Origin of the sequence: Mesorhizobium sp. B2-6-2 (genome assembly GCF_006440615.1) — a bacterium.
Lineage (GTDB): Bacteria > Pseudomonadota > Alphaproteobacteria > Rhizobiales > Rhizobiaceae > Mesorhizobium.
The window spans coordinates 32,479-55,975 of the sequence record NZ_VFUG01000013.1; the positions used below are offsets into that span (position 1 = coordinate 32,479).

General features: G+C 59.7%; 14 protein-coding genes and 1 pseudogene. 8 read left to right on the forward strand and 7 right to left on the reverse strand.

Features of this window, described 5'->3' with window-relative positions:
- Positions 1–277: 277 nt before the first annotated feature.
- Together FJ419_RS22290 and FJ419_RS22295 are read left to right on the forward strand one after the other, a co-directional pair.
- Positions 278–1,309 (forward strand): class I SAM-dependent methyltransferase, encoded by a 1,032-nt coding sequence (locus tag FJ419_RS22290; RefSeq protein WP_064993333.1) that lies wholly within the window; start codon positions 278–280, stop codon positions 1,307–1,309.
- Between the two features lie 427 nt (positions 1,310–1,736).
- Positions 1,737–3,164, forward strand: a complete 1,428-nt coding sequence (locus FJ419_RS22295) for a hypothetical protein (protein ID WP_064993334.1) — start codon at positions 1,737–1,739, stop codon at positions 3,162–3,164.
- Between the two features lie 471 nt (positions 3,165–3,635).
- Here FJ419_RS22295 and FJ419_RS22300 read toward each other — a convergent pair whose 3' ends face one another.
- A complete protein-coding gene (locus tag FJ419_RS22300; RefSeq protein ID WP_064993335.1) occupies positions 3,636–4,379 on the reverse strand; it encodes a class I SAM-dependent methyltransferase in 744 nt (247 codons plus the stop codon).
- Positions 4,380–6,304: 1,925 nt separating this feature from the next.
- Between FJ419_RS22300 and FJ419_RS22305 the strand changes: the two genes are divergently transcribed.
- From FJ419_RS22305 to FJ419_RS22325, 4 genes and pseudogenes are all read left to right on the forward strand, one after another.
- Positions 6,305–7,213: a hypothetical protein gene (locus FJ419_RS22305; protein ID WP_064993336.1), complete on the forward strand. Its 909-nt coding sequence runs from the start codon at positions 6,305–6,307 to the stop codon at positions 7,211–7,213.
- A gap of 589 nt (positions 7,214–7,802) precedes the next feature.
- Positions 7,803–8,138 carry a helix-turn-helix transcriptional regulator gene (locus FJ419_RS22315; protein WP_013533370.1) on the forward strand — a complete coding sequence of 112 codons (336 nt, stop codon included), beginning with the start codon at positions 7,803–7,805 and terminating at the stop codon, positions 8,136–8,138.
- Positions 8,131–9,375, forward strand: a pseudogene (locus FJ419_RS22320) (HipA domain-containing protein). Before FJ419_RS22315 ends, FJ419_RS22320 begins: the two are co-directional and overlap by 8 nt.
- Positions 9,372–10,496: a hypothetical protein gene (locus FJ419_RS22325; RefSeq protein ID WP_064993337.1), complete on the forward strand. Its 1,125-nt coding sequence runs from the start codon at positions 9,372–9,374 to the stop codon at positions 10,494–10,496. Before FJ419_RS22320 ends, FJ419_RS22325 begins: the two are co-directional and overlap by 4 nt.
- Before the next feature lie 967 nt (positions 10,497–11,463).
- On the opposite strand, the gene FJ419_RS22330 is transcribed toward FJ419_RS22325, so the two are convergent.
- The 6 genes from FJ419_RS22330 to FJ419_RS22355 form a co-directional block, all read right to left on the reverse strand.
- Positions 11,464–11,886, reverse strand: a complete 423-nt coding sequence (locus FJ419_RS22330; RefSeq protein ID WP_064993338.1) for an ASCH domain-containing protein — start codon at positions 11,884–11,886, stop codon at positions 11,464–11,466.
- The gene (locus FJ419_RS22335; RefSeq protein WP_064993339.1) at positions 11,886–13,181 is read right to left on the reverse strand and encodes a hypothetical protein; all 1,296 of its coding nucleotides are present in this window, start codon (positions 13,179–13,181) and stop codon (positions 11,886–11,888) included. The genes FJ419_RS22330 and FJ419_RS22335 overlap by 1 nt, the downstream gene beginning before the upstream one ends.
- On the reverse strand, positions 13,178–13,939 hold the full coding sequence (locus tag FJ419_RS22340; protein WP_064993340.1) for a hypothetical protein: 762 nt from the start codon (positions 13,937–13,939) through the stop codon (positions 13,178–13,180). Before FJ419_RS22340 ends, FJ419_RS22335 begins: the two co-directional genes overlap by 4 nt.
- Positions 13,940–17,062 (reverse strand): hypothetical protein, encoded by a 3,123-nt coding sequence (locus FJ419_RS22345; RefSeq protein ID WP_140698298.1) that lies wholly within the window; start codon positions 17,060–17,062, stop codon positions 13,940–13,942.
- A complete protein-coding gene (locus FJ419_RS22350) occupies positions 17,059–17,379 on the reverse strand; it encodes a hypothetical protein (protein WP_064993342.1) in 321 nt (106 codons plus the stop codon). Before FJ419_RS22350 ends, FJ419_RS22345 begins: the two co-directional genes overlap by 4 nt.
- A 156-nt stretch (positions 17,380–17,535) precedes the next feature.
- A complete protein-coding gene (locus FJ419_RS22355) occupies positions 17,536–21,600 on the reverse strand; it encodes a hypothetical protein (RefSeq protein WP_064993343.1) in 4,065 nt (1,354 codons plus the stop codon).
- A 283-nt stretch (positions 21,601–21,883) separates the two neighbouring features.
- On the opposite strand from FJ419_RS22355, the gene FJ419_RS22360 reads away from it, so the two are divergent.
- Positions 21,884–22,222: a helix-turn-helix transcriptional regulator gene (locus tag FJ419_RS22360; protein WP_064993359.1), complete on the forward strand. Its 339-nt coding sequence runs from the start codon at positions 21,884–21,886 to the stop codon at positions 22,220–22,222.
- Complete coding sequence (locus FJ419_RS22365) at positions 22,212–23,492, forward strand: HipA domain-containing protein (protein ID WP_064993344.1); 1,281 nt, start codon at positions 22,212–22,214, stop codon at positions 23,490–23,492. Before FJ419_RS22360 ends, FJ419_RS22365 begins: the two co-directional genes overlap by 11 nt.
- The last annotated feature ends 5 nt before the right edge of the window (positions 23,493–23,497 follow it).

Genomic DNA, 23,497 nt, shown 5'->3' on the forward strand with positions numbered 1-23,497 from the left:
GCGATACCGGTCAACGCGTGAGTAACTCATGTGCACATCCAATTTTGAGGTCTGCGGACTAAGTCTAACACTCCTTGCGCAGATTGTTAATTAATGTCCAGAGTGTGTTGTTTCCAAGTCGCGACCTATATTTGATTTTAGCTTAACTTTTACATTAGTACTTATTGTGATGTGATATAACTATGGCGAAGCCGGCCTGCCTCGGATGCGTCTAGTGACGGAGCCATGCGCGAAGTACCGGAGCTGTGCGTCGAACAATTCACTTGGGAAGAGCGGAATGGAACAGCGGGTGGGAGACTTTTTCAAGGACTGCGATAAGGCACCACGATTGAATGAAATGGCCGATTTCTTTTCGGCGACCGCAGCAGGGCGATCAGGAGCCCCGATCAAAGTTCCGAGCGTTGATGCGCGCCTTTTCCAAGGGGATGCGTCGCTGCAAAGCTTCACCGGCGCGCATCGCCAGATCTGGGGCCGCTTCGACCCTCACTATCATGCCAGCATTCCTTATCGTCTTGAGGAGGAGGTTCGAGTTGGCGATGCCTTCTTGCGATATGCAGACGCTATCGCGGATGAGACCCTCCCGGCTCGGTTCTATCTGCTGGGGGCCGCCGAAGGCACACTCGCTCGAACGCTTGCCCAGCTGGGTAACGGCAAGATTCAGACCCTTTCATGCAGTCCCAATAAGGAAAACGAGGAAAGCTTCTTTCTGCACGGACGGCCCGCGCATGCAACATTCTTCCTCGGCCCATTTCATCACTTGACCCGGAGCCGAATGGTTGGGACGTTGGCGCTCAGGCACTTTGCCGACGGATTCGACATCATCTTGGAGGACACCACATTTCAAATGTATTCGCCCAATCGAAAGGCGCAGATTGGCTTTGTGAAACGTCACTTGAAAGACGGTGGGATATTCTTCTTCTTCGAAAAATTTCGGCAAGACGACGACATCTCATACTTGAGCCGGGAGCTCCAGAAAGACTACGGATATAAAGCGCGCTTCTTCACTCAGGATGATATCAAAAAGAAAACTGAATCCATTCTTAAGCAAATGAACCTCAATGAGACGACGCTATCTGAAATGTCAGAGTCGGTGGCCGCGCACTTCAAATACGGATGCGTGACATGGAATTCTGGCAATTTCTACACACTTGCCGCTAGCAACAACGCGGACAATCTTCGGCGTGTAATTTCGGCGATGGCCCCACCCTGCATTCCAAATGAATACGTCTATACAGAAACCCCGGCTTCGCTGCCGGGATTGGCCTTCGAACCCCCGCCGTTCCGCCGCCTGGCAGCGTCCGGAAGCTGAGCGAAGCCGGCCAACGACCAACGCGTCCTAAAATGCCATTGTTACGACCAGTACATTCTTGGCCAGTGGCTTGCCTCCAATATCGGCAGGTACTCGTATTTCATGTCCGCGACATGGCTCGCGCTTCTTGAAACCAACAGCGTACAGACAGTCACCTCATTACTTTGTCGGGAAGGATGATCCAATTGTTACCAGCGGCGCAGTCGGCTTTATTGCGGTTCCCGTCGATCGGCCAGCGCGCATCCAAACCCTTGCAACGGGGTTTGGATTGGTTGTGTATGGTTTGACTGCACTTGCCGGCGATACGCTGTTGCCCTCGGCCGGGCTCCCGTATTTCGGAGTTGTCATCGTCGTGGTTTGGACAGTCGGTATTCTCATCTGTCCACCAAGCAAAACGGTAGCCCAACAGCCCACCGGATGACGTGTTATGAAATCGCCATCTCCAAAACCCGTCGCTGAAGCATTGGTTTGGCTTATGCCACACATCTCGCGTTACTCGACGCTTCCGACACGTGCGTATGCGCATGCCGCTTATGACGCTAAGCCCGCCGCCGCCGATCCTGTCCGTATGCATGCTCTAGAGCAGATGGAGTTACGACTTGCAGATTGTGCCTCTCGTCTGGGCTATGGGCATCAGCAGATTGAAAAACTCGGTGCACAGCTTCGAAGCCGACCGGTCATTCAGACCGGCCCACACTGTTACCTGGCTTTTGAACCCGATGCGTTCTACACGCATATCTTTAGTGCCATGGGGCTGCGCTCCCATAAAGACAGCTGGTATGTGACTCATTCGAGTTCAACTGTAAAATTCCAAGAAAGCGACAAGAAAGGCCCCGGTTGGCTGCGGCTTGGAGGTCAGCACTTCAATCTCTTCGGGCTGTCAAACAGAAAAATGGGTCGACTCAGTGTTTGCGGACGTCATGCGCCGCAGCGCTTTGCTCTGACGAGCGCCAAACAGACGAGGATCGCGAGCCAACTGGCCGCGCAATTGAAAAGAGCCCTGCCCGATGATGAGTTTCTCTCGGCCGCCGATGCTATCAAGACAGCCAATCAGAGCCTCTGGCGCCGTTTCTTCGCATCGGATCTACAGTTGTTGCAGTTCGATGATTTGGACGTGGGCGACCTAGTCGCCCAGCATCTTCGCGACCCGTCATCGTGGCTTTCGTCAACGCTGTTTGGACCAAGCTCTTTTGCGAAGAGGCTGCTCAATCATTTCGTGTCGTTTGATTGCGGCCAATGGGCCGGCTGGGCAAAGACGACAACCGACTTCTTTTGGCATTTTTTAGGGGGGCGCATATTTCCCCTGCGGCTGCGCGATGGCCTGTTTTTGAACGAAAGCGGGACCTTCTCTGTACAGTGCGCACCTGACGCGCTTCTCCAATCGTTGAACGAGCATGAAATCATACCCAGTATGCTCCTGTCATTCTTTGTAACATCGATACTCCCTGGAGTGCGGGTGCTCGGCGGCAGTCGCCAGATCGTTTACTATCCGATTATGCGCTATGCCTTGCTGTCTACTCTCTCTGAGTTTCCGTCACCTGCAAATAGTAGCTTGTCCGTCTCGCTGGGGTCTGACCAAGAGCCGAGTCTGTGGGGGCATCGCACGATCTCGCCGGGTCGAATCGATCCGTTCAGTCTTATGACCCAGCTTGGCTGCGATTTTGGGCGGTTAATCGACTGCTATGGCGAGATACCTTTGAGGGAGGCATGGGGCAGCTTGCCAGCATTCGCCGGCGATCCCCTCTGGCAAACGTTGTGCAAACGGCTTGCAAAGGAAACAGCATTGGAGGATCGCCCCATTTGGCTCGCTGGCGCTCAGCAGCCAGAACAGGATGTAATTGGACCCTCCCGTTGATCTGTGAGCGCGAAGCTGACGCCGTTCAGATTTGGTCATTTCACTGAAGGCATGGACATCGCTGTTGGGCCTTCCATCGCCGATGCGCTTTGAAGACCTGTGCGAGCCATGCGTGCGCATTGGCGATTGCCGACGGCCGAATTATGCTGACAGCACTTTCCGATCGAAGTGGCCTTCGGCGTCAGGTGGTCAAGTGCTTGCAGGAAGCCAGCGAGGTCGTTCGGCGCGCGATCGAGTTGTTAAGGCATCGGAGTTCGTGAGCCGCGCTTGTTCGCTGATGCACGTTCGCGCTTCGCGCTGCTGACTCCTACAGACCATATTGCGAATAGGTAGAACCGATCATAGACTCTTATGCCGCCAAGCTCGCTTGTTCCGCTCACATCAACCTCACGGTCGTTTCAATGAGGCTCTGCCAGGCTTTATCACCCGCCCGGGGGGGGGTTGCCTTACATTAGTTGGAGATAACTCATTTTATAGACCGGTCGTCGCTCGGCGGTAAACAGAGATATGACGTTTGGACTGTTCGGTGAACGCACCTCCTGCCCAATCTCCCCAACGCTCCGCCAGCTTGAGCCCTACGCATTCGGCCATGGTATCGAGTTCCTGATGATAGACGTAACGAACGCGATTGGGCAATCGTTTGACCGACGTACCAGAAAACCAGAGGAGGGTTGAGACCAATTTTTGGGTTAGCGGATCGTGCACATCAGCAGCGATGATCGTATTCTCATGATCCACAACGAGCGTGGAAATTTTCTGGCCGTTGACGAAACCATCCAAGGGCGGCACGCCTACATCTATCACCAAATTCCCTCCATCATCTAACGCCTCCACGGCAGATCGGAGGCAAGCTATTTGCGCTTCGCGCGTGACGGCCTGCGTGAATGTATTCCAAACGCAATACACCAAGTTGTAGCGGTGCTCCGATCTAAATCTTGAAATATCTGCCTTCCAAAACTTAATCAGGCCAGTACGCTTGGCGAGAAGGTTCAACATGCTGTCCGAATTGTCGATACCTTCGACCTTGACGCCTCGCTCGCTCAACGGCACCGCCACGCGTCCGTCGCCAATGCCGAGTTCAAGAGCACTCCCTCCGCTGGAAAATCGCTGAAGAAAGGCGACAGTCTCGCCGACCTCATCATTCTTACCTCGCAGCAATGTAAGTAGCTCATACATTGCCGACCAATTTTCGTCGTAGATGAATTCGTCAGCCATTTCTCCTCCTGTGAGATTGATTTAAAGATTTTAGCAATTACTTCGTATGCAATCGGCTCGGAAATAACGCCGCTCGTTCCGCAACAGGAAATGGTCGAAGGGTGTCGCTCTGGTCGGGCTCCGGACATCGAACGGCTCCGTTGCGGAATGAACGCCGATTCAAAATGCAAGAGCCAAGCCAATTCAAAGAGTCGGTTTAGTTCACTATATTGGCTCTTAGTCTCCGCTTCTGTCTGTTTGCAACGACACGGCTTTGTCAGGGTTCCGACAAAAGATCAGACGATTCTGGTCGCGAAAGGCGCCTCTGAGGGACACCGCGTGCGGGGAGTGGCAACTCTGGCCTGACCTTTACGTCATCACAAACGTTTTGGCCCATAACGAGGCGGTTCCTTTGAAGTCGCCGTGCCGAAGATACATCCATAGTCCCCGGCGGATTCCGATTTCAGCCGTGAGCACTTGCTCAAAAGCTTCGGTTGCACTTTGCGACTGTTCCCCATCGAGGTGCGGATCGCAGGGTTAAATCCTGCTTCCGAGAGCCGGGGGCAAGGACTCGAACCGCGTCCCAGTCTCCTGGCCCGTTCCTGGCTTGGACGAAATCGTTCTGGAGCGGCCGTGCTGCCACGGCCGTAGTGAATTCGGCCCGAGTGTTCTTGCGCCCAGTTTCCCTCTCACGAGGTCGTTTCGACGTATCCCGAATCCACCAGGAATCTCAGGGTGTAGTGATGGACTCCAAGGAAGGGGGGCGGCCTCCGTCATCGTCATGACGCCCTCCGGGTGCGGGGCCTGCGCCGCTGTGACGCGCCTCCAGCCCACGAGCACGGCACCCAGCCCGTGCCTGCCCTCCAGGAGTCCTGCGGGGGGCATTTTCCTGCAACCTCAGCACCACTCCGCTTGAATCGGCGGGTCGGGCCGGCGCAGCGCCGCACGAGATCGTCGAGGTTCGCCTTCATAAAGCGTCTGCTACAATAGACCGCTGTATTGATTGCGCTGCCCGCGAGATTGCAGCAGGCAGGTCCAGCCACCTCCGGCGAGGTCACGGCCGGGATATCAGCGGCCTCTTCGTCTGCTGCGACAGCCAATCCAATGACATGATGCATCAGGAACACGTCCACGAAGTACGCAGCGTCGTCCCGTGAAATCGGCAACATGTCTGCGGTGATTTCATTATGGATATAGGACTCGGCATCCCAAAGGGTGCGAGTCAGCTTCTCGTTGGCGGGCTCAATGCGCTTATGGCTCTTTCGAGCGCGGTGTTGGCGGCCTCGATAAGGACAGTACGGTCGGCCCCGGCGACTGGCAGGGACGCAATAACGGCATGGGAATGCATGACGAACTTTTCATTCTGGAGTGGCGGTCTCTTGCCTCAGCATTTCGGTCGCCATCCCGACGCTGGTTTTTGTGGGGTGGCTCGTCGAAGCGCCGGCGCCACCTTGTGCTCACATGCGCGGCCGCAGGATACGCGAGAATTCGGCAGATTTAATCAAAGAGCACGGCAGCGCCAGGGACAGAACGGTGTCGGCACAGTAGGCGAAAGGGCGATCTCGAGCTTTAGCTCCCCGCACGAAGCGGTCTGGAACCAAGCCTGATCTCCGGAGCCGCCGTCGCGCGTCCCGCCATGCGCAGGCGCGCGCAGTCCGCAAGGGCTTGAGCGGAGCGTCCCTTGCGGACGAGCACGGCTGGGCGAGAGACAGAGCGCGTCGGAGGCAGCGGGTTCAGGCGCCTGATCCTTGGTGAGTCCAGAGCGTCTTCTTTGGTCGACCGCTCGGCCGAAACGCCGTTCCTGGGGTGGCAACCTGGCCCTACCATCTCGAAAGCAGGGAGCTAACGGGATAGGCCTTCCGGTTTAGGCACGCGTTGTCTGGTCGGCGGATAGATGAGTGTTCTGATGTCTGCTAAGATCGAAACCAAGAGTCGAGGGGGCGACAATGGTTGAAGTGTTCCGCGGAAGGGGCGGTAAACTCGAACACGAAGGGGCCGCGCTCGGTAGAATCCATGCGCAGGCAAATCACCGGAAGGCGTTGGGGTACTGGCTCGGGTTCTTGAAGGGCGTGATGGCCAGCGAGCGGGTCGAGAGCGCGGAGATGCCGCCACTCAGGGTCGAAGCTGAGCAGTTCCTGTCCCTTCTTCACGACGACGATGCTGCCGAGCTCATTCGCGATCTGGATGTGTGGGGTAACGCGCCCGAAGAGATCTACGCCATCCTTGAAACAATAGTCGGCATACGCTCGCGGGAGTTTATCGCCGCTGACGAGAAGGACGAAGTCAACGAGTTCTACGGGTTCTGTGCCGGTATCGCCTGCGACAACTCCATCACGCCCGCAGAGGTCGAAAGACTGCTGTCCAGGTTGGACTCGAGTGTGGTCCTGCAGAGAGACAGCCGCGTGGCGTCTCTCGGAGAAACTGCCAGAAGGTCTATTTCTGACCGTCGCATAACCGCCGAGGAGGCAGAAGACATATGCGGGTGGATTGCCCATCTTGTCGGCGACAGCGCGACAGATACGGGGCTGCCTACCTTCGGCAATGTGGGTGTCATTGACGGCGCCTTGGAGGATGCAAGCCGGCTCGTAATTCCGAGTCGGATGTTCGTCCTCACGGGAAAATTCGCCATTGGCCCGCGAAAGGTAATCGCTGAGATGATTTGCGAACGCGGCGGTGATTGGAAGGAAACCGTCTGCGGCCAGACCGACTACCTCGTCGTCGCGGCCGAAGCGTCTCGGGACTGGAAGCACAGCCATGAAGGCACGAAGATCATAAGGGCAATGGAGCTTCGCGAAAAGGGAGGTCGGCCGGATCTGGTTCTTGAACCGATGCTGGCCAAAGCGTTGGATTTCTGACCGCCTCCATCCGGCGAAGGAAAACCTATTATCTTGGAGGTGCGGCTTCAGAGCATGGTCGCGTCGGAGGCGCGGAGCCTGAATACCCGAGCCTTAGTGGATCCTGATACGGGTCTGGGCGCTCGCCACCTTTCTTGACAGTTTTTAAGGCGGGCAGCGGCCGCACCTGCACGAACAATATCTCCCACAGCATCGCGGCACGGTCGTATCTCCCACAGCATCGCGGCACGGTCGTGCTTCACTGGTTCACCCGAAGCAAAAGCGAGGCTCGATGTGCGCCGATGCTATGCTATTTCTCCGTCATGCCGAGATGACCCGTTCGCATCGCGGCCGCTCTCTCGCCTGCACTTGCCCAGATCGACCGCATAGTGACGGAGACAGACGCTCCTTTCACTCAGGTCGTCCGAACGAGCTTCGATGACGTGATGACCACGCTCGCCGCGATCGCCGACGACTGGGGGGTCCCGTCGATGCCGTCACGACGGCGGTAATAGAACTTCGTTCTCCATTGAGATGAGGCTTCAAGGGCTAGATGAATTGTAGTCTTCGTGCTACATAACGGACCAATCTGTAGCGCGAAGGTGACATAATGCCCACTCCACACAACCCTCCGGCTGCGGTGCGGCGCGTGCTGCGCAAGCTTGGGGCTGACATTCATGATGCCCGTCGACGCCGACGGCTGCCGATGGCGGTGGTAGCCGAGCGCGCCTTCACTTCTCGCTCGACTCTGCAAAGGGTCGAAGCCGGGGACACCAACGTCAGCGTCGGCATCTATGCCGGCGTCCTGCAGGCCCTCGGCCTCCTTGAGGGCCTGGGCCAGGTCGCCGACATCAGCAACGACAGCGTCGGTCAGGCGCTCGCCAGTGCCGACCTGCCCAAGCATGTCCACCTCCAGCGGCCAACCGGATCGTCGCGCGATGGCTGACTTCGAGGTCCATATCGATTTGGACGGCCGCACACGCCCGATCGGACTGGCGAGGAGCAATCGCGTCCGGGGAACCGAGACCATCCTCTTCGAGTATGACGGAGCATGGCTTGAGGATCCGGACCGCTTCTCGCTAGAGCCAGCTCTTGCTTTGACCCGCGGAGCCTTCGCCCCCCCTGCAGGTCTTGTGACTTTCGGCTCCATCGGCGACTCAGCGCCGGATACCTGGGGCCGGCGCCTCATGCAGCGCGCCGAACGCCGCCTCGCCGACCAAGAAGGCCGCGCGGTTCGCACGCTTGTAGAAAGCGACTACCTGCTCAGCGTCGCCGACGAGACGCGACTTGGCGCCCTCCGCTTCCGCTGGGTCGGCGAAGAGATTTTCCAAGCGCCGATCCGCACGGGCGTTCCTGCTTTAATCGAGCTTGGCCGTTTGCTCCAGATCACCGAACGATCCTCCGAGACGAGGAAACGGATGAAGACTTGCAGCTCATCTTTGCCCCAGGCTCCTCCCTGGGCGGTGCCCGACCGAAGGCCTCGGTTATCGACCAACATGGTCACCTCTCCATAGCGAAATTCCCGAAGGAGACCGACGACTACAGTATGGAGACCTGGGAACAGATCGCGCTGCGGCTGGCCGGCCAGGCAGGTATTGCCACGCCTCAACACGAGCTGATCGAGGTCGCCGGCAAGCCAGTCATGTTGTCGCGACGCTTCGATCGTGACGGTGCGAGCCGCATCCCGTTCCTGTCGGCGATGGCGATGATGGGCGCCAAGGACGGTGAGCGCGGCAGCTATCCGGAGATCGTCGATGCCCTTGCTCAACACGGCGCCCAGGGGAAGACGGACGCGCATGCCCTCTATCGGCGGGTCGTCTTCAATGTGCTGGTTTCCAATGTCGACGACCACCTCCGCAATCACGGTTTCCTATGGCTGGGAAAGGCGGGGTGGTCTCTCTCGCCGGCATACGACCTCAATCCCGTCCCGACAGATCTCAAGGCCCGGGTGCTGACGACGAACATCGATCTCGATGAGGGCACCTGTTCGCTCGATCTGCTTGAACGCGTCGATATTTTTCGCGCTCACCCTGCCGCAGGCCCGCGCGATTATCAAAGAGGTCGCGACCGTGACAGCGACCTGGCGCGATACAGCCAAGGCGGTCGGCGCTCGATCGGCGGAAATCAGCCGAATGGCCAGCGCTTTCGAGCATGACGATCCCAAGCTGGCGCTGGCGCTATGACGAGGACCTTCCTCCACAATTTCGATCCGCCAACATTCAGCCCTGTCGCGGGCGCGACCGTCGACCTCGACGTCTCGGAGATCGAGGACGCCGGGATTCGCGAAGTGTTGCAGACGCCAGGGGCTGCATATGGCGCGTGGTCTATCCTGGACGCGCTGTTGACGCCAACCGGCGCGGGTACGCCCTTCATCTTCCGGGAACCGCTTGGGCAAGCCCGCGAGGTGAAGGTCGCGCTATCCGGCTTGTTCGGCCGCTTCGTTGCCCGCGCCTATCTGGAACGCTACTTCAACCTTTCGATCTTCGCGCATCTCGGCAGCCGCATCATCGACCTCGATCGCCGCCGGCAGGTCAAAGTCACGCGCTTGTCCCGCGGCGATCTGCCCGACTGGATCGCCTGCGCATCCGACCTGTCCTCCTTGACCGTGGCCGAAGCGAAAGGTTGCCACGATAATGGCGGCCCGGCCAAAGCGTTGAACCGCGCCTGGGCTCAGGCCGGACGGATAGATATCACCGCTGGAGGCCGCAAGATCACAGTGAAGCGCATTGCCATCGCGACCCGCTGGGGGATGGCGGCGCCAAATCCGACGGACGCCCACCTCTCAGTCCGCGATCCGATCGATGAAGGCGAGCCGATCAAGCCGGAGGAGAAAGACGCGCTCTTCATCGGGCTTCTCCGCCTCCATATCGCCAATCTCATCAAGTCGCTTGGGCACGCTGAGCTAGCCAGTGCGCTTCGCGGCCTCACACACCAGCCGTTCGCGCGAAGACTCCAAGGGGATCTCCAACGCGCCCGAGCGCTGCTGGATGCCACGTTGGTGAGAGAGCTGGAAAAGGCCACGACCATGGGCGGACTGATCGGAGGGATCGTCACCCGTGCCGGACCCGTCGCTGACACCGACGTTGCGCCCGCCGATCAGGAGGCGCTCGCTCGCCTCAATCTCCGGCCGGTCTTCGTCGGCATCGAGCGCGATCTCATCCGTGCCGCTATCGACGCGGAGCTGCAAACCGTTCGCATCCGCCTGACGCAGATAGGGGGTCCCGATGATTTTTCTCGGCCTGACCGCGCTGGCGGCTGGATCATCCCGATCGGTGAGGAGCGACGCATCAGAGGAGGCAACTGATCCGGTGACCACCGAACATGAGCATCGTGGGGAAACGGCCGGCGACACCAGACACGGCACGATTAGGCAGAAAGATGGAACGCAGGAGACTGAACGCGGCCACGCCGCGCTGATGCCCACTATCACCACCGACAGGGGACGAAAATTCAGATCGTCTGCCGAAACGTATTCGGCCCCGTCCGGTAGTGTCGTATACCGATACGCTGGGGAAGGCCGCGCCTTGAGGCCAAAATGGCGGCCGCCCGGGTTCAGGCTAGATACGAAGCCTCGGAGGCTGACATCAGTTATCCGAGGAGTTGTATCGCCAGGCCCCGCTCTCTCCGCCATATTATCAATAAAATCAAAAACTTAGAGTAAACTTCCGGAATTTACCCGCCAAAACGCCCATCATGCGGGATGCTATTGATTTAGACGGCATGAGACATCCGGCCGGGGTGTCCCATCGAAAAATACGATTCGGCGCGATCCCACCAATGGCTCAACCTGGATGCAATCCGATTTGGGCTGCTGGGACTAGCCGCTCTTGCCACAAGGACCACGACGATCTGCTGCGCCCCGGTTCGTGTTGTCACCGGCGTAGAGCGGGAGGACAAATTCGGACTCGACCACTCCGGTGAGGTCGCGCAACTCCTTCCCAGGTTTGTTCTCTTGGGCGCTTCTTGAAGACTTTATCGCAGGCACGCCTAGTGAAGATGCGGGTTGCTCCTCGACTACGAACGCCATGCGCTCGCGCCCCGTGTAAATGCTGGGGCGTAAGGGGACCATGAGCGTTTGCGATCAACTTCTGCCCTGCAGAGCCCGAGATTTTCGATCTCAAGCCCTTTCATCGCATCGCCTGTATAGGTCTACGCCGCGGGCTTCTCGATAGGCACCAGGAACGGCCATTGCGGTGGCCAGCGTCCGAGGCGAATTAAACGACGGAACCGGGGTTTGCGCTGCGCCAAAAGCAGGCGTGACGGTCCGCGTGTCAGAATTCCATGGCCTGTCTTGCGTTCTCCGAAACTGGGAACAACTTGAGACTGCCGCTGGCATCTACTGGCCGTTTCAACCGGCGGACATGCCGAAAACGCCAGCCAAAGGCTTCGCCTGGCATAGGGCCAGGCACCATATGCTCCGACCTGAGACGGCTCCAGCTGGCATGGGTGAACAGTTCGACGTTCACCAGCTCGGCCACGCCGACGAACCCACCCAAGTAGCTTGCGTCGATATCGGGATATCGAAACAGGGCTTCCAGCTCCGGCTTCTTGCCGGTGTGCAAGATCAACGGCCCCCGGAAGTCGGTCGGCCAGCTTCTCACTTCGATGGTTTTGCGGCCCAGCAAAATCAGTTCCGCCCAGGGCTGCTTGATGCTGAGTGCTACAAGAAAATTCGGTAGGCCGATAATGGTCATCAAGGCACCGGAAACGTCTCGATCAACTCGCGGGCGAAGCGTTGCTCGATGTCAAAAATCTCTGCCATCGTCAGCTTGCCCTGGGAATGTGTAACCGCCTCTCGCACGATCTGCGGCGCTTCGAACGCGAAGCGCTCGGGTCCATAGGACGATGCGGTGAGCTTTCGTGCCCATGCCAGATAAGCGTCGATATGGATACGCGCATCGCCGTCAGTGAAGTGCGGGTCCTTTTTGGATGTCAGATCGACCGCGTGCGGGACATCTCGGCCGCGCAAAGCGGTTCTGCGCACCGCGCAGGGAATGCAAAGTCCGCATGGTTGACCGATGCGCTTGGTAATGGCGCCGAGCACCTGGCGCGACGCCAGGTTCCAACAGGTCTCGGTTTCGAGGATGGCCTTATCGAACCGCTTGGCACCAAGATGCGCCTTCATCGCCTCGGCGGCTTCGCGTTTGGTTGTGGTCAAAAACGGGTTCTGAACCGACAACGGTTCGCCGAAGAGGTTTGAGAACAGACCGCTCGCCAAGGTGTGCAGCATGGGATGTGCATGGCGGGTCATCCGATAGGTCGCCGCCGGTGGCATCGCGATCGCCAAAGGGCCGTTTTCGAACTGGAGCAACGTCGTGGCGCCATAGGAACGCGCGACCAACGCGCCGAGCGCAAGGAACAGGAAAGAGCGATATTGAAACTGCCCGCCGATGCGTCGTCGTCCATTGGACCACGTGCATCCTACCTGGACATGGCGTTTGAAAGCGAATTGATCGGCCAACTCCGTTTGCCTTGCCTTGGCGCCATAAAAGGAAGCGAGCGCAGCGTCGGTGTCGTTGCGGCGCAGCCAGTCCAGCCCGCTGGTGCTGTCGAGGCCCGCCGAAAACAACGCGGTGGTCTGAACGCGATCTGTGTGTGAGCCATTCAACGAAAGCCGATCGAGCGCGTTCGAGGTCTTTCGCTTGGAGACCGCGAACGTCCATTCAGCGTTGCCCAATAAGCGCAGGATCGCCGTTAGGGCTGCATGGGTTGCGGTCGTCCATGCTGAGGGTTCGCGCACCGAAACAGCCACCTTTACCGATCGAACGCGCTGGCTCGAAATACGCTTGGGAATATAGCGCTCCACTTCCCAGACGAGGCGCGCCACTTCCAGGAGATCAAGCGCTCGGGGATCGAGCCCAAGCGGACCGAGGCCGGCCGCGTTGTGCCACTGGATGCTTGCAAGGTCGAGGTCGATGACCTGTGTCTCCCGCCGCGGCGCCTTGACGATCTCGATATGGGCGGGAATGGTCCGAGGCGTGCTCATCATCCGATTACCAGTTTCGAATAGTTGGCACCTATGGTCGCCAGCAGATCGCCGCTGGCAGCCTTGCGGGTGCGGACGAATTTCTCCTCAAAGCGTTGCTGGATAGCGGCGGCGATCGTATTGGCGGCGCGCTCGACCGACAACTCCGACGCCCCGAGGTCTATGCAGGATTCACCGACAATGCTTTTGGCAATGATTTGCCCGAGAAAGCCGCGACGAATGTCATTCGGGTCGGCGAAGCGGGTCCGATCGAAGGCCACTTCTACCGCTGCCGCATCGCCTCGTTCGGCCACCGCCAGGTTATCGCCCGCAAGGGCGGTTGCAAGAAACGAGCGAAACGCCAGACCGACGCGGTCGATATGCCTTTCATCGACGGCGTCGCCATGCTCGCGCAAAGCTTGGTCAATCGCCACGTCGCAATAGGCGGTGATCGATCCTGAACCTTTGGCAACGCCGCTCTGATCCAAGATGCCAGACCATCTTTGCCCTTGCATTGCCCTGCTGAGTTCTATCAACCTGTCGAGCAGTGTGGTCGCAAAGGGGTCTTGAAATAGCCCCGCCATGAAGCCCGCGCGTCCTCGTTCGCGTAGCAATGCATTGATCTCGCGCGTTAGTCGTGCCTGATCGCCGTCGGCCGTCAGCATTCGTGCGATGTCGCGCAGATACGTGATGGCCCGCAACAGGGAACCGCCCGATCCTGCCGACCCGGCGCCTCCGCCGCCGAGCGAGCCGCTGCCGCCCCCAAATCCCCCCGTTCCCATTCAGATCCTCCCTTGCCAGATTTCTTCGGCGGTCCCCCGCTTCCACGGCTCGGGCACCTTGGCGGCCAGGGGGGATTCTAGAAAAGCGGCCCAAACCGTCCCCCCGGACGCGGTGAGGACATCCAGGCCGGCATGGGTTTTTGCCGCGCGCTGCGCGTCTTCGTCTCCTGTCAGCCCTGGCAGGCGTCTGATGTCGGCCACATTGTCCTTGAGCAGCTCGATCGCGGTCTCGCGATCCGGCGCGCCCCTTGCTGCCAGACAATCCGCGCAATCTATGCGGTTCCTTATGACAACCCGTTGCGCCCAGGCATGCTCGAACAAGCGCAATGTCCGAAGCCTGGCGCGCGCATCGTCCCAACTGAACCGGCGATGACCGGTGCGCATCTCGTTCCAAGCCAACCTGTCCGCCGCGATGGCTGCGAGAAGCGGATAGCGGCGTTGCGCCTCGCCATCGGACAGTCCGGCTAGAATAAGGGCAGCGGTCTGATCGTCATTGGCGGCCTCCGCGATGCGTGCCCTAGTGTAGCGAAGTTCCATTTCCACTTCAGCAAGGTGAAGCGCTCGGGCCACCTCGAGGCCCTGCTGAACAAGTGCTTCGGCGCGGTCGCGGATAACCGGATCGAGCGGACGCATGGCTGGATCGAGAACGCATTCGGCAGCATTGCGGCTGGCCGCCGCAAAGAGGTGCCCGAAGATTGGATTCGCGAAGGCTGAGGGCCCGACCTCCTTGAGGATCGTGTCATAGACCGCAAGCGCGCCATCATAGTCATGATCAAAATACTGGCTGATGCGGGCAAGGTTGTTGCGATACTGTGACAACTGGACGGCGGCATCGGCGATACCAGCGTCGACGGCCGCCTGGGCTTCGGCCACCGCTGCCGCAGCCTCGCGGCGCATCGCTTGTTGCGCTGGCGGTTGCGTGGCGTCAGCCTTGAAACACTCCGACAACATCGCATGTTTTCGCGCCTTTTCGACAGGCGTGGAAAAGTTACGGCCGCTAAGCATGGTGCGGACCAGTGCGAATTGCTGCAAGACAATGGCGGCTTCGCAGATTGAGAACCACGGGGCGGCGGCGAGCTCGTCGACCAAGACGCGGCTTTGCGTTGCTTGATCAAACAGTCGTGCCCGATCCGAGATCGACCAGCCAGCGCCAGCCGCAAGCCAAGCGGCATTGATCGCTTCTGCGGCCTGACTTCCCTCTCTTAGTGAAGCATAGTGACGAACAACTTCGACCAGCGCGCCGAAATCGTGCTCTACCGGCCGATCAAGCAGCATTGTTATGCAGGAGCGATGGGCTGCATCAACTGTTTCGGACGGCAACAATCGCAGCATGGTGCGCCGAACCGTCTCTGCAAGCACCCGTTGTCCTGCAACGCGTACGCAAAAGGGATCGAGCCGGGTAAGTCGGGCTGCTTCCACGCCAGTTATGCGCCCGACATCACCCATGGCCAGCGCCCGCTCGGAGACGCTCAGGATAGCCGACACCAATGGCTCCGCGCGCACCGCGGCTTCGATCTCTTCGTTGGCCATGTCCATCATAAGCTGATCGATCGCCCATTGCCGGGCCGCGTCAGGGACAGCGGAACCTGCGACTACCACCGAACTCAGCGCCGCCGCAGTCACAAGCACGTCCCATGCGACCGCTGAATCGGGAACTTCCCCCAGCAAAACGACAATGTCGGGGATTGCAAGGAGTCGGGCAAGCCCGTTTAGACCTGTGTCCCGAATGGCGGCAATTGCCTGGGCGATCTCGCGATCATGGTGCCGGGGGTCAAGCTGGCGAAAGGCGTCCTCAGCCCACAACCGCAGGCGTTGATCAAAAGTCGCGCCTGAGCGTGGCAAAACCGGAACGACCGGCCGACCTGTATCACGACGCAGGGCTGCGCCAACTGAAAGCAGCCGCGCGCGCGATCCCGGATCGATTGACGCGGAACCGGTTACCGCAAAATATCGACCGGGCCGGGTCCAGGTGCGGGCGAGCGCCGACGACGTCTCATCGATCGGAGCCACCCCGTTTGCAAGCGCGGGAAGTTCGTTGGCGCCTGACAAAAGACGCACTGCCACCCAGGACGCCGGAAACGCTGGCTCGTCACCCCAGCTGACGGCGTCCACGGGCTCGCTAAGCGACCAGACGGCGGGCGCGGCGTAGTCCATCCGGCCGTCAGAGATCACATCGGCGTTGAGAGCCGCAGCACGGCTAACGGCGGCCGCCACCTCCAAAGGCTCTCCCGATGCGAAAGATCCCAAAAGCGCCTCGATCATGATGCGTGCCGCGCGCACGCGGATACGCGAGCGCATGGCGAGGACCGAAATACCCCCGCTTTGGCGCAGCGCTGTTAGCGCCGCACCTCCCTCGACACTTTGGGAGGTCTGCTCATCATGTTCGCCGAGTGAGCAGGCCCAGAAAATCCAGAACGGCGGCGCCGAATGAGGTGTTGGAAACAATCGTTGCGCTAGCGCGGAAACGGCCATCCAGCCGTCGTCGCCATCTGCCGTGCGCAGTTGCGGCGCGGGTGCCCTTTGCCCGATGCCGAAGAAGATGACCACATTCGGCCTCAACGTCCGTGCCAGCGCCACTGCTGCGTCGAGGTCATCAGCGCGAAGCTGGAGCAGGTCGTATTCGTCGATACGGCCGCTCGCGGTAGCGGCTGCCGCAAGGGTTTCAGCAAGGAAATCATGGGCTGCTTGCGGGTCAAAAGCGCGTTCGGGTCCTGGATGCCCGACCAATGCAAGCACTCTCATACGTTCCGGCACCGCCGCGAACCCGAAGCTGCGATCATCATCGACAGTCCGCACGGGCGCGAGCTTGTGGCGGTTGAGCGGACTGATTTCCGCCTGGAACGCTTCCCACGGGACGGCGGATTCCCTGGCGCCCGCGCCGATCCTTAAGAAGAGCGGTTCGCGATCCTCAAACATGCGTTCGTCGAGCGCCGCGGCAATCTCGCCTGCTGGAAAAGCAGACCTGAGTGCCAATCTGGAATCTCGCGACCAAAGGTCGAACGGGCGGTCCAGGAATGGCAGCCGCAACCAGGGAAGCCCAATGTCGCGATCCGGACCTGCACCCGTCAATCGAATGAAGCGCCGAAAAAGGTTTGACGGGGAGGAAGCTTCAGCGAGCTTCACGAACCCCACCAGGTGCGAATCTGGCGTATCAGGCTCGCCTCGTCCGCGCCTCCCAGATGCTTCTCCTCAGTCTGTCCCACGACCTGTGTGAGGAGTGCGAACGAACTGGCTCCGTAGGCCAGCGCTTCCTGAGCGGTTCCGGCATGAGCCGCTATCGACGCGACCGCACCGATGATCGCCAACAACACCACACTGAACCAATAGTAGCTTGATTTGATATATGACGGCGTCGACTCAAAGCGCTTGCGAATGGCCTTGATGATATCCGGCAGAATGCCGCCGACGGCGCCCAGCGCTGCTGTCTCGATGATCCCCATAAGCTCCCTCCCAGCTAAACATCCTCTACTATATCTTCGGCACTCTGACCAGCAATTTAAGTCTCAGTGGCGCTGTGTATTAATGCTGTGTCTTTCCGCGAATAGAAGCGACCGAACCTGACTCCACTATATTCTCACATGGCTCGAAGCGCCGTTTCAGCGTCTTCCGCTGATTAGATCGAGGACAACCACCTCGATCAGTGGCTGGCGCGCCTCGGGAATCGCGGCCTTCAACATTTCTTTCATCTCTTGGGCGCTCGCGGGCGCGGGAAGCCCGTTGGGCCTGGCCTTCAATCGCCTACCGCTCGCCGAGGGCATATTGCCGAACCACAGGACGCAGTAGATGCCGCGTTGTTCGGAGCGCCAGTCGACGAGATATTGAACATCGAGCTGGTCGGTCGCCGCATCCCAGACATTCGGGTGCCACTGACCTTTGACCTCGATGGGCAATTGCATCGTGCCGCGCGCGAAGGCGAGATCCGCCCGCTTGGTCTGAGGCATGTCCGCCTCCGTAATCCGCTGGATATCGTAGCGGGCCAATTCCGGTCCGATCATCGCCGCCAGCCGGTCGCGGCAGCGGTTCTCGTCGCGCGGAACGCCAGCATCCGTCCAGAATTCTACAACCGTATCGAGATCATCACCGGCGAGCTTGCGCCGCGCGATGTCCATCTCTTCCAGCACTATCGCCTTCAAGTCTTCGATATTGCCGGGCGGTCCGTCGTCGAGGAGCGCTGTCAAATCGCTCGGCGCCAGCCCTGAAAAATCCTCTTCCGCCCGCTTCTGCCGCTGTTCTGCTGCCATGTGCCGGATCAGCTCGGCATAGCCGTCATTGGATCCGGCAACGAGGCGCGCCATGGCTTGGCTTGCTTCGACGCTGGTGTCGCCAGCGATCAGACCAAGCAGGGAGCGCAGAAAGTCAGTTGCGTCATAGTCGTTTGTGTCGCCCGAGCCGACGCCGTTGAGCACTGCGTAGGGCCAATGCCCACGAAACTCGGTAATGATCCATTCCGCCTGTGCGACCGACAGCGGCATCATACCGCCGCCCCGCTCGAATTGGATTCGGTTGCGCAGGAACCAGATGAACCTAGGATGACCTGCACCGATCGTGTTGAGATCCGGCCTCACCAACTCAAAACGCACCAGCACATCAATTGCAAGCCACGACAGCATATGATCGAAATTGCGAAACACCATCGCGGCGCGCGCCTCTGCGATATCGCGCAGTGCATCGACCGCGCCAGCCTGGGTCAGGCAGTCGACCAGCCCTACTTCGACCTGCTCGGGAACGTTGGGAAACGCCGTCAGCCATTCAGCGGCCAGCGCAGCTCCGGTCGCCTGCCAGGCAGGATCGTGGGCGAGCTTGTAGAGCCCGCTGACATGATCGCTGCCGGCTGCCAACGCCGGTTCCATCCAGAGCCGCGCGAATGCGATGCGGGATTCGGCAGTGGGGATGACCTCGGCCTCCAGCGCGGCTTGCAGCCGCTCCTGTTCATTCTCAACGCTCCAGCCGTGATCGTCGTAGCTGAGCAGCAGGGCCGCCAGTTTGAGAGAACCCGGAAGGTCGGCCAAGCTCTTCCCGGTGCGCAGACGCTCATAAAGTCCGGCCATGATCGGGCCGCTGTAGTTATAGAACGTCCCATGTGCGAAACCCTCAGCGATTTCAGCGGCGGTGGGCAGATCGGGGCGATGAAGAACGGCCTCGAATCCGGTCAGTGCGTCGTCACCCAGCGCCGGTCCAAGGAGGCTGACCAGACGCTCGGCCGGCGGCAGGTCATTCGGCAAATCGCGGGATGACATGCCAAGATAGGCTTCGGCGGGCTCGAAGATTGCCGTGAGTCCGCCGGAGCGCAGATCGTCGCGCACCTTTTCCAACTGGTGGCGTACCACTTCGAAGGCCGCCTTCTGCTCGCGCACCCAAATGGCTTCCTTCTTGTCGTGACGGACCTTCCAGGCGGGCTTCTTGGGATTTTCGAGCTTGCGCAGGAACCTAGCCAGTTGCTTGTCGCCGCGCCGGAACGCTTCCGCGGCCAGCCGCACATTGGGATCGAGCCCGCTTGGGCCCCTGGCAATCTGCAACAAGTCCTTCCAATCTTCACGCAGGCCAGCGTCTTTTGTGTCGCCTTCGGCCAAGCGAGCGAGCGCGCAGACAATGTCGCCTGGTCGTGTTGTGAGCCCGACCAAACGGTGTTGTAAATGGTGCTCGGTCGCCCACAGGCTATCCTTGCGGCGGTCAGTCGCAAGAACGTGCTCCTGGACCGCGCGTCGCAACGCATCGTGCGTCGACAATCGGTCGGCCAGGCTCTGGTATTCTTCACGATGGGAGCGATGGGACCGTTCAATGATCTTGAGCCAGCGCCACAGCGCAGGAGCTTGGGCCGGTCCGGTAATGCCTTTATCAATTGCCTGGACGATCAGCTGAGCCACGATGTCTGCTACTTCGCCGGCCTGCCGCCAATCGTCGTTGGTCAAGAGTTCCGCATATTCGGCGATCAAATCCAGTATTCCGGCCAGTCGTGCCGTAGCTATCGTGTCGAACAGGCGCCGATATGGGCGGATTGTGTGGACGCGCCGATCCCTGCGGCGTGGCAGCGGACAACTTGTTAAGCCTAATTCGCCGAACAATGTTGCGACCAGCACCGCGTCTGGCACATCGCCCTCAATGGCTTGGATCAGCTTGCGCGCAAGGCGCGAGGTGTCGCCGCCCTGATCAGCCAAAGCTGCCACCGTCGCCTGCCACCAGGCGCGGTCGCGATATGGCATGAGGGCGTCCGCCGCGTCGGCGCGCTCGGCGTAAAAGCGCTCTCTCGACAGGACGATTACTTCGAGCGTGTCGGCCAGCTCGGCGGCCAGGGATGTGCCCTTCAATCCTTCTATCAAGAGCGAACGCAGATGCACACTGCTCGTTGCCGCCGCGATGATATCTTTGATCTTGGGCTTGAGGGCCGCGATCATCAGGCCCGCCGCCGTCTTGATGTCCCAATCGGCCGACCGGAAATACGGATCGTCGTGAGCGAGCCTGCGCAGCGCCTCGAAAAGACAATCGGCCAGATGCGGGGTCAGCGCAGCGGTCTCCCCATAGCGAAGCACACCGTAGGGGTCTTCGGCGATGATCCGCTCGGCCATTGGCGGGCTATGGTAGCCAAGCCAGGCATGAATGCCGCGCAGACTTGCGGAAACGCCGCCGCTGCCCTGCAATTGTGCCAGAACGCGGCGCTGCGTCCGCGGAGTGGTGGCCTGTCGCGAGAGCCAACGTGCGCCGAGATACTCTGCGATGACGCGGTGAATAAGTTTGGCCCGCGAAGGACCAACGCTGTGAAATAGCTTGCAGGAAAAAATCGCCCGCGCGGCCTTGGCGCTCGGCAGCTTTTCCAAATCTGACAGTCGCAGATCACCTTGCTGAACCTGCGATGCGCCCGCAGCGCTCGCAGCTTCAGCGCCCGAAAACAAAAGGCCAGCAGCAATTGCCCCTGCAGCATCAAGCGCTTCATCCTGAGTGAGTTGGGCCAATCCCATATTCTGGCGATCCGGATCGTGCTCAGGCCAGACCAATGTACAGACGCGCTCGAACAAGGCAGCCCGCGTCCCCGGCAATTGCACGTCGGTCTCGGCGACCCGTCCAGTCAGGCCAAGCGTCAAGGGATTTCGATAAAGCTCTTCCAATCCGTGTAAGGCGAGATGGTCGAGCACATGGTTGGGATCCACGGTTGAATACCGCGCAACGAGATAGGCGCGCGCTTCTGAACGGTTGAAGGGTTCGAGCGTCAGCACAATGGGATCGGCACCGTAGAGTTGGCGCAGGTCCGTTATGCTGCGCGCCTGCCATTCGCGCGAGCGGCACGAGAGGATGAACGGCGGCGAACCGGCCTCTTCGAGCTGGGCGAGGATTGCATCGACGGCGTCGCCCTCGCGCTTGGACATGGCCTCGTCGAGGCCATCAATCAAAATCGGCTTGCCCATCGCCACCAGCTTGGCCGGGTTCTTGCTGTTGATGAACCGGATCGCGGTCACCGGTTCAACGATTAACTGCCGTCCGAGCTCGCGCATGAGCTCGCTCTTGCCCATGCCAGGCTCGCCAAGAACGATCTTGTTACCGGCAAGAGCGAGAAGCCCCGGCTCATCAACCCCGGGGTCGAGTTTGGAAGTATCGCTGATCGTCAGCCGGCGCTTGAAATAGGCCGCGGCCGCATCTTTTGCAGAGGGCTGGGGAAAACCGCTTGTCATCTAAAGTTTCCTGCGGAGAAATTTCAGCTTCAAAATCACCATGAGTCGCCCTGACGTCAGTGACGCATAGCAGGCTGCCGTTGTCGACGCTTTCGCGTTAGCAGGCCCTAATGTTGGGCCGCAAAAAGGCCGTTTCCGCAGCTTAATTGTACCATAAATAGGTCGCAAAGTTATTTTTCGTCCTATTTATGAGACTCCGTGACGAGCAATGGCTTGTCAGAGGGATTTTTGCGCTATAAATGGAGCGCAAAGCGGTAAAAAGTACCATTAATGGAACATGATCATGGCTAAGCCCGCATCGAGGTCTTATTCGCGTTATAGCCGCGACGCCGCGCTGCTCCTAGGGCAACTCATCCGGCGCGCACGCATCGAGCGTCGCATAACTGTCGAGGAGCTCGGTGAGCGTGCCGGTCTATCGCGTGGTCTCGTCCACCGTATTGAACGGGGCGACCTCGGCTGCGCTATCGGCGCTGTCTTCGAGGCCGCGGCCGTCGTGGGAGTAAGGCTGTTCGATAGCGACCTGGCAACGTTTGCCCAGCACATAGCGGCGAACACCGCAACGCTGACGCTTCTTCCCCAGGCCGTACGCACGTCAACCGGTCCGGTGAAAGATGACTTCTGAAAACGCACCCCGCGAGGCTTTTGTCTGGATTTGGCTGCCACAAGCGACGGAGCCGGTTGTTGCCGGACTGTTGACGCGTGACGGCGACAAGCTGCTATTCAATTATGGCCGTTCCTACCTGGCCCGCGAAGACGCGATCGCGATCTACGACCCCGAATTGCCGCTGAAGGCAGGCGGATTGCCGCTGTCGCCTGGTCTTTCGATGCCCAACAGCATTCGCGACGCAGCGCCTGATGCCTGGGGCCGGCGCGTCATCATCAACCTTATCCTGGGCAAAAAGGGCAACGCGATCGATCCCGCGGCGCTGGACGAGCTCACTTACCTGTTGGAGTCTGGATCTGACCGCATAGGCGCGCTCGATTTCCAGGCGTCGCCCAGCAGATACGTTCCACGCCAATCGCGAAGCGCATCGCTGGAGGAGCTTTTGAGCGCTGCCGCCCGCGTCGAAGAGGGTGTGCCGCTGACGTCCGAGCTGGACCAGGCCTTGTTTCATGGAAGCTCCATCGGCGGAGCCCGGCCGAAAGCACTGATCGCCGACGCGGATGCAAAATTCATCGCGAAATTCTCCTCTCAAGGCGACGTCTACAGCGTGGTAAAGGCTGAGTTCATCGCCATGCGGCTTGCCGGCATGGTCGGGATCAATGCGGCACCGGTGCGCCTGACACAGACCGTAGGGAAGGATGTCCTGCTCATCACCCGTTTCGACCGGCAAAAGTCAGGCGATCAATGGCGCCGCCGCAGCATGGTTTCTGCACTGACGATGCTCGGCCTCGATGAGATGATGGCGCGCTATGCCAGCTATGAAGATCTGGCGCCGATCATCCGCCATCGCTTTAGCGATCCAAAGAAAACGCTGAAGGAGCTGTATTCGCGGGTAGTCTTCAATATCCTTTGCGGCAACACGGACGACCATGCCCGCAATCATGCCGCATTTTGGAATGGCTCCGAGCTGGAGCTGACCCCTGCCTACGACATCTGCCCGCAGGCGCGCGCCGGCAACGAGGCGGGCCAAGCGATGTTGATCCTCGGCAACAACCGATCAAGCCAGGTTGCGGTCTGCCTTCAGGCACATGCGGTGTTCCAGTTGTCTAAAGAGGACGCCACCGCGATCGCGGCGGCACAGATCACAACGATCCGCGATCAGTGGGATCGCGTCTGCGAGGAAGCCAATCTTAGCGTCATTGATCGTCAGTTGTTTTGGCGAAGGCAGATCCTCAACCCCTTCGCGCTCGAGGGCGCTCCAGAAAGCCTGAGAGCCCTGCTTCAGTAGAGCAA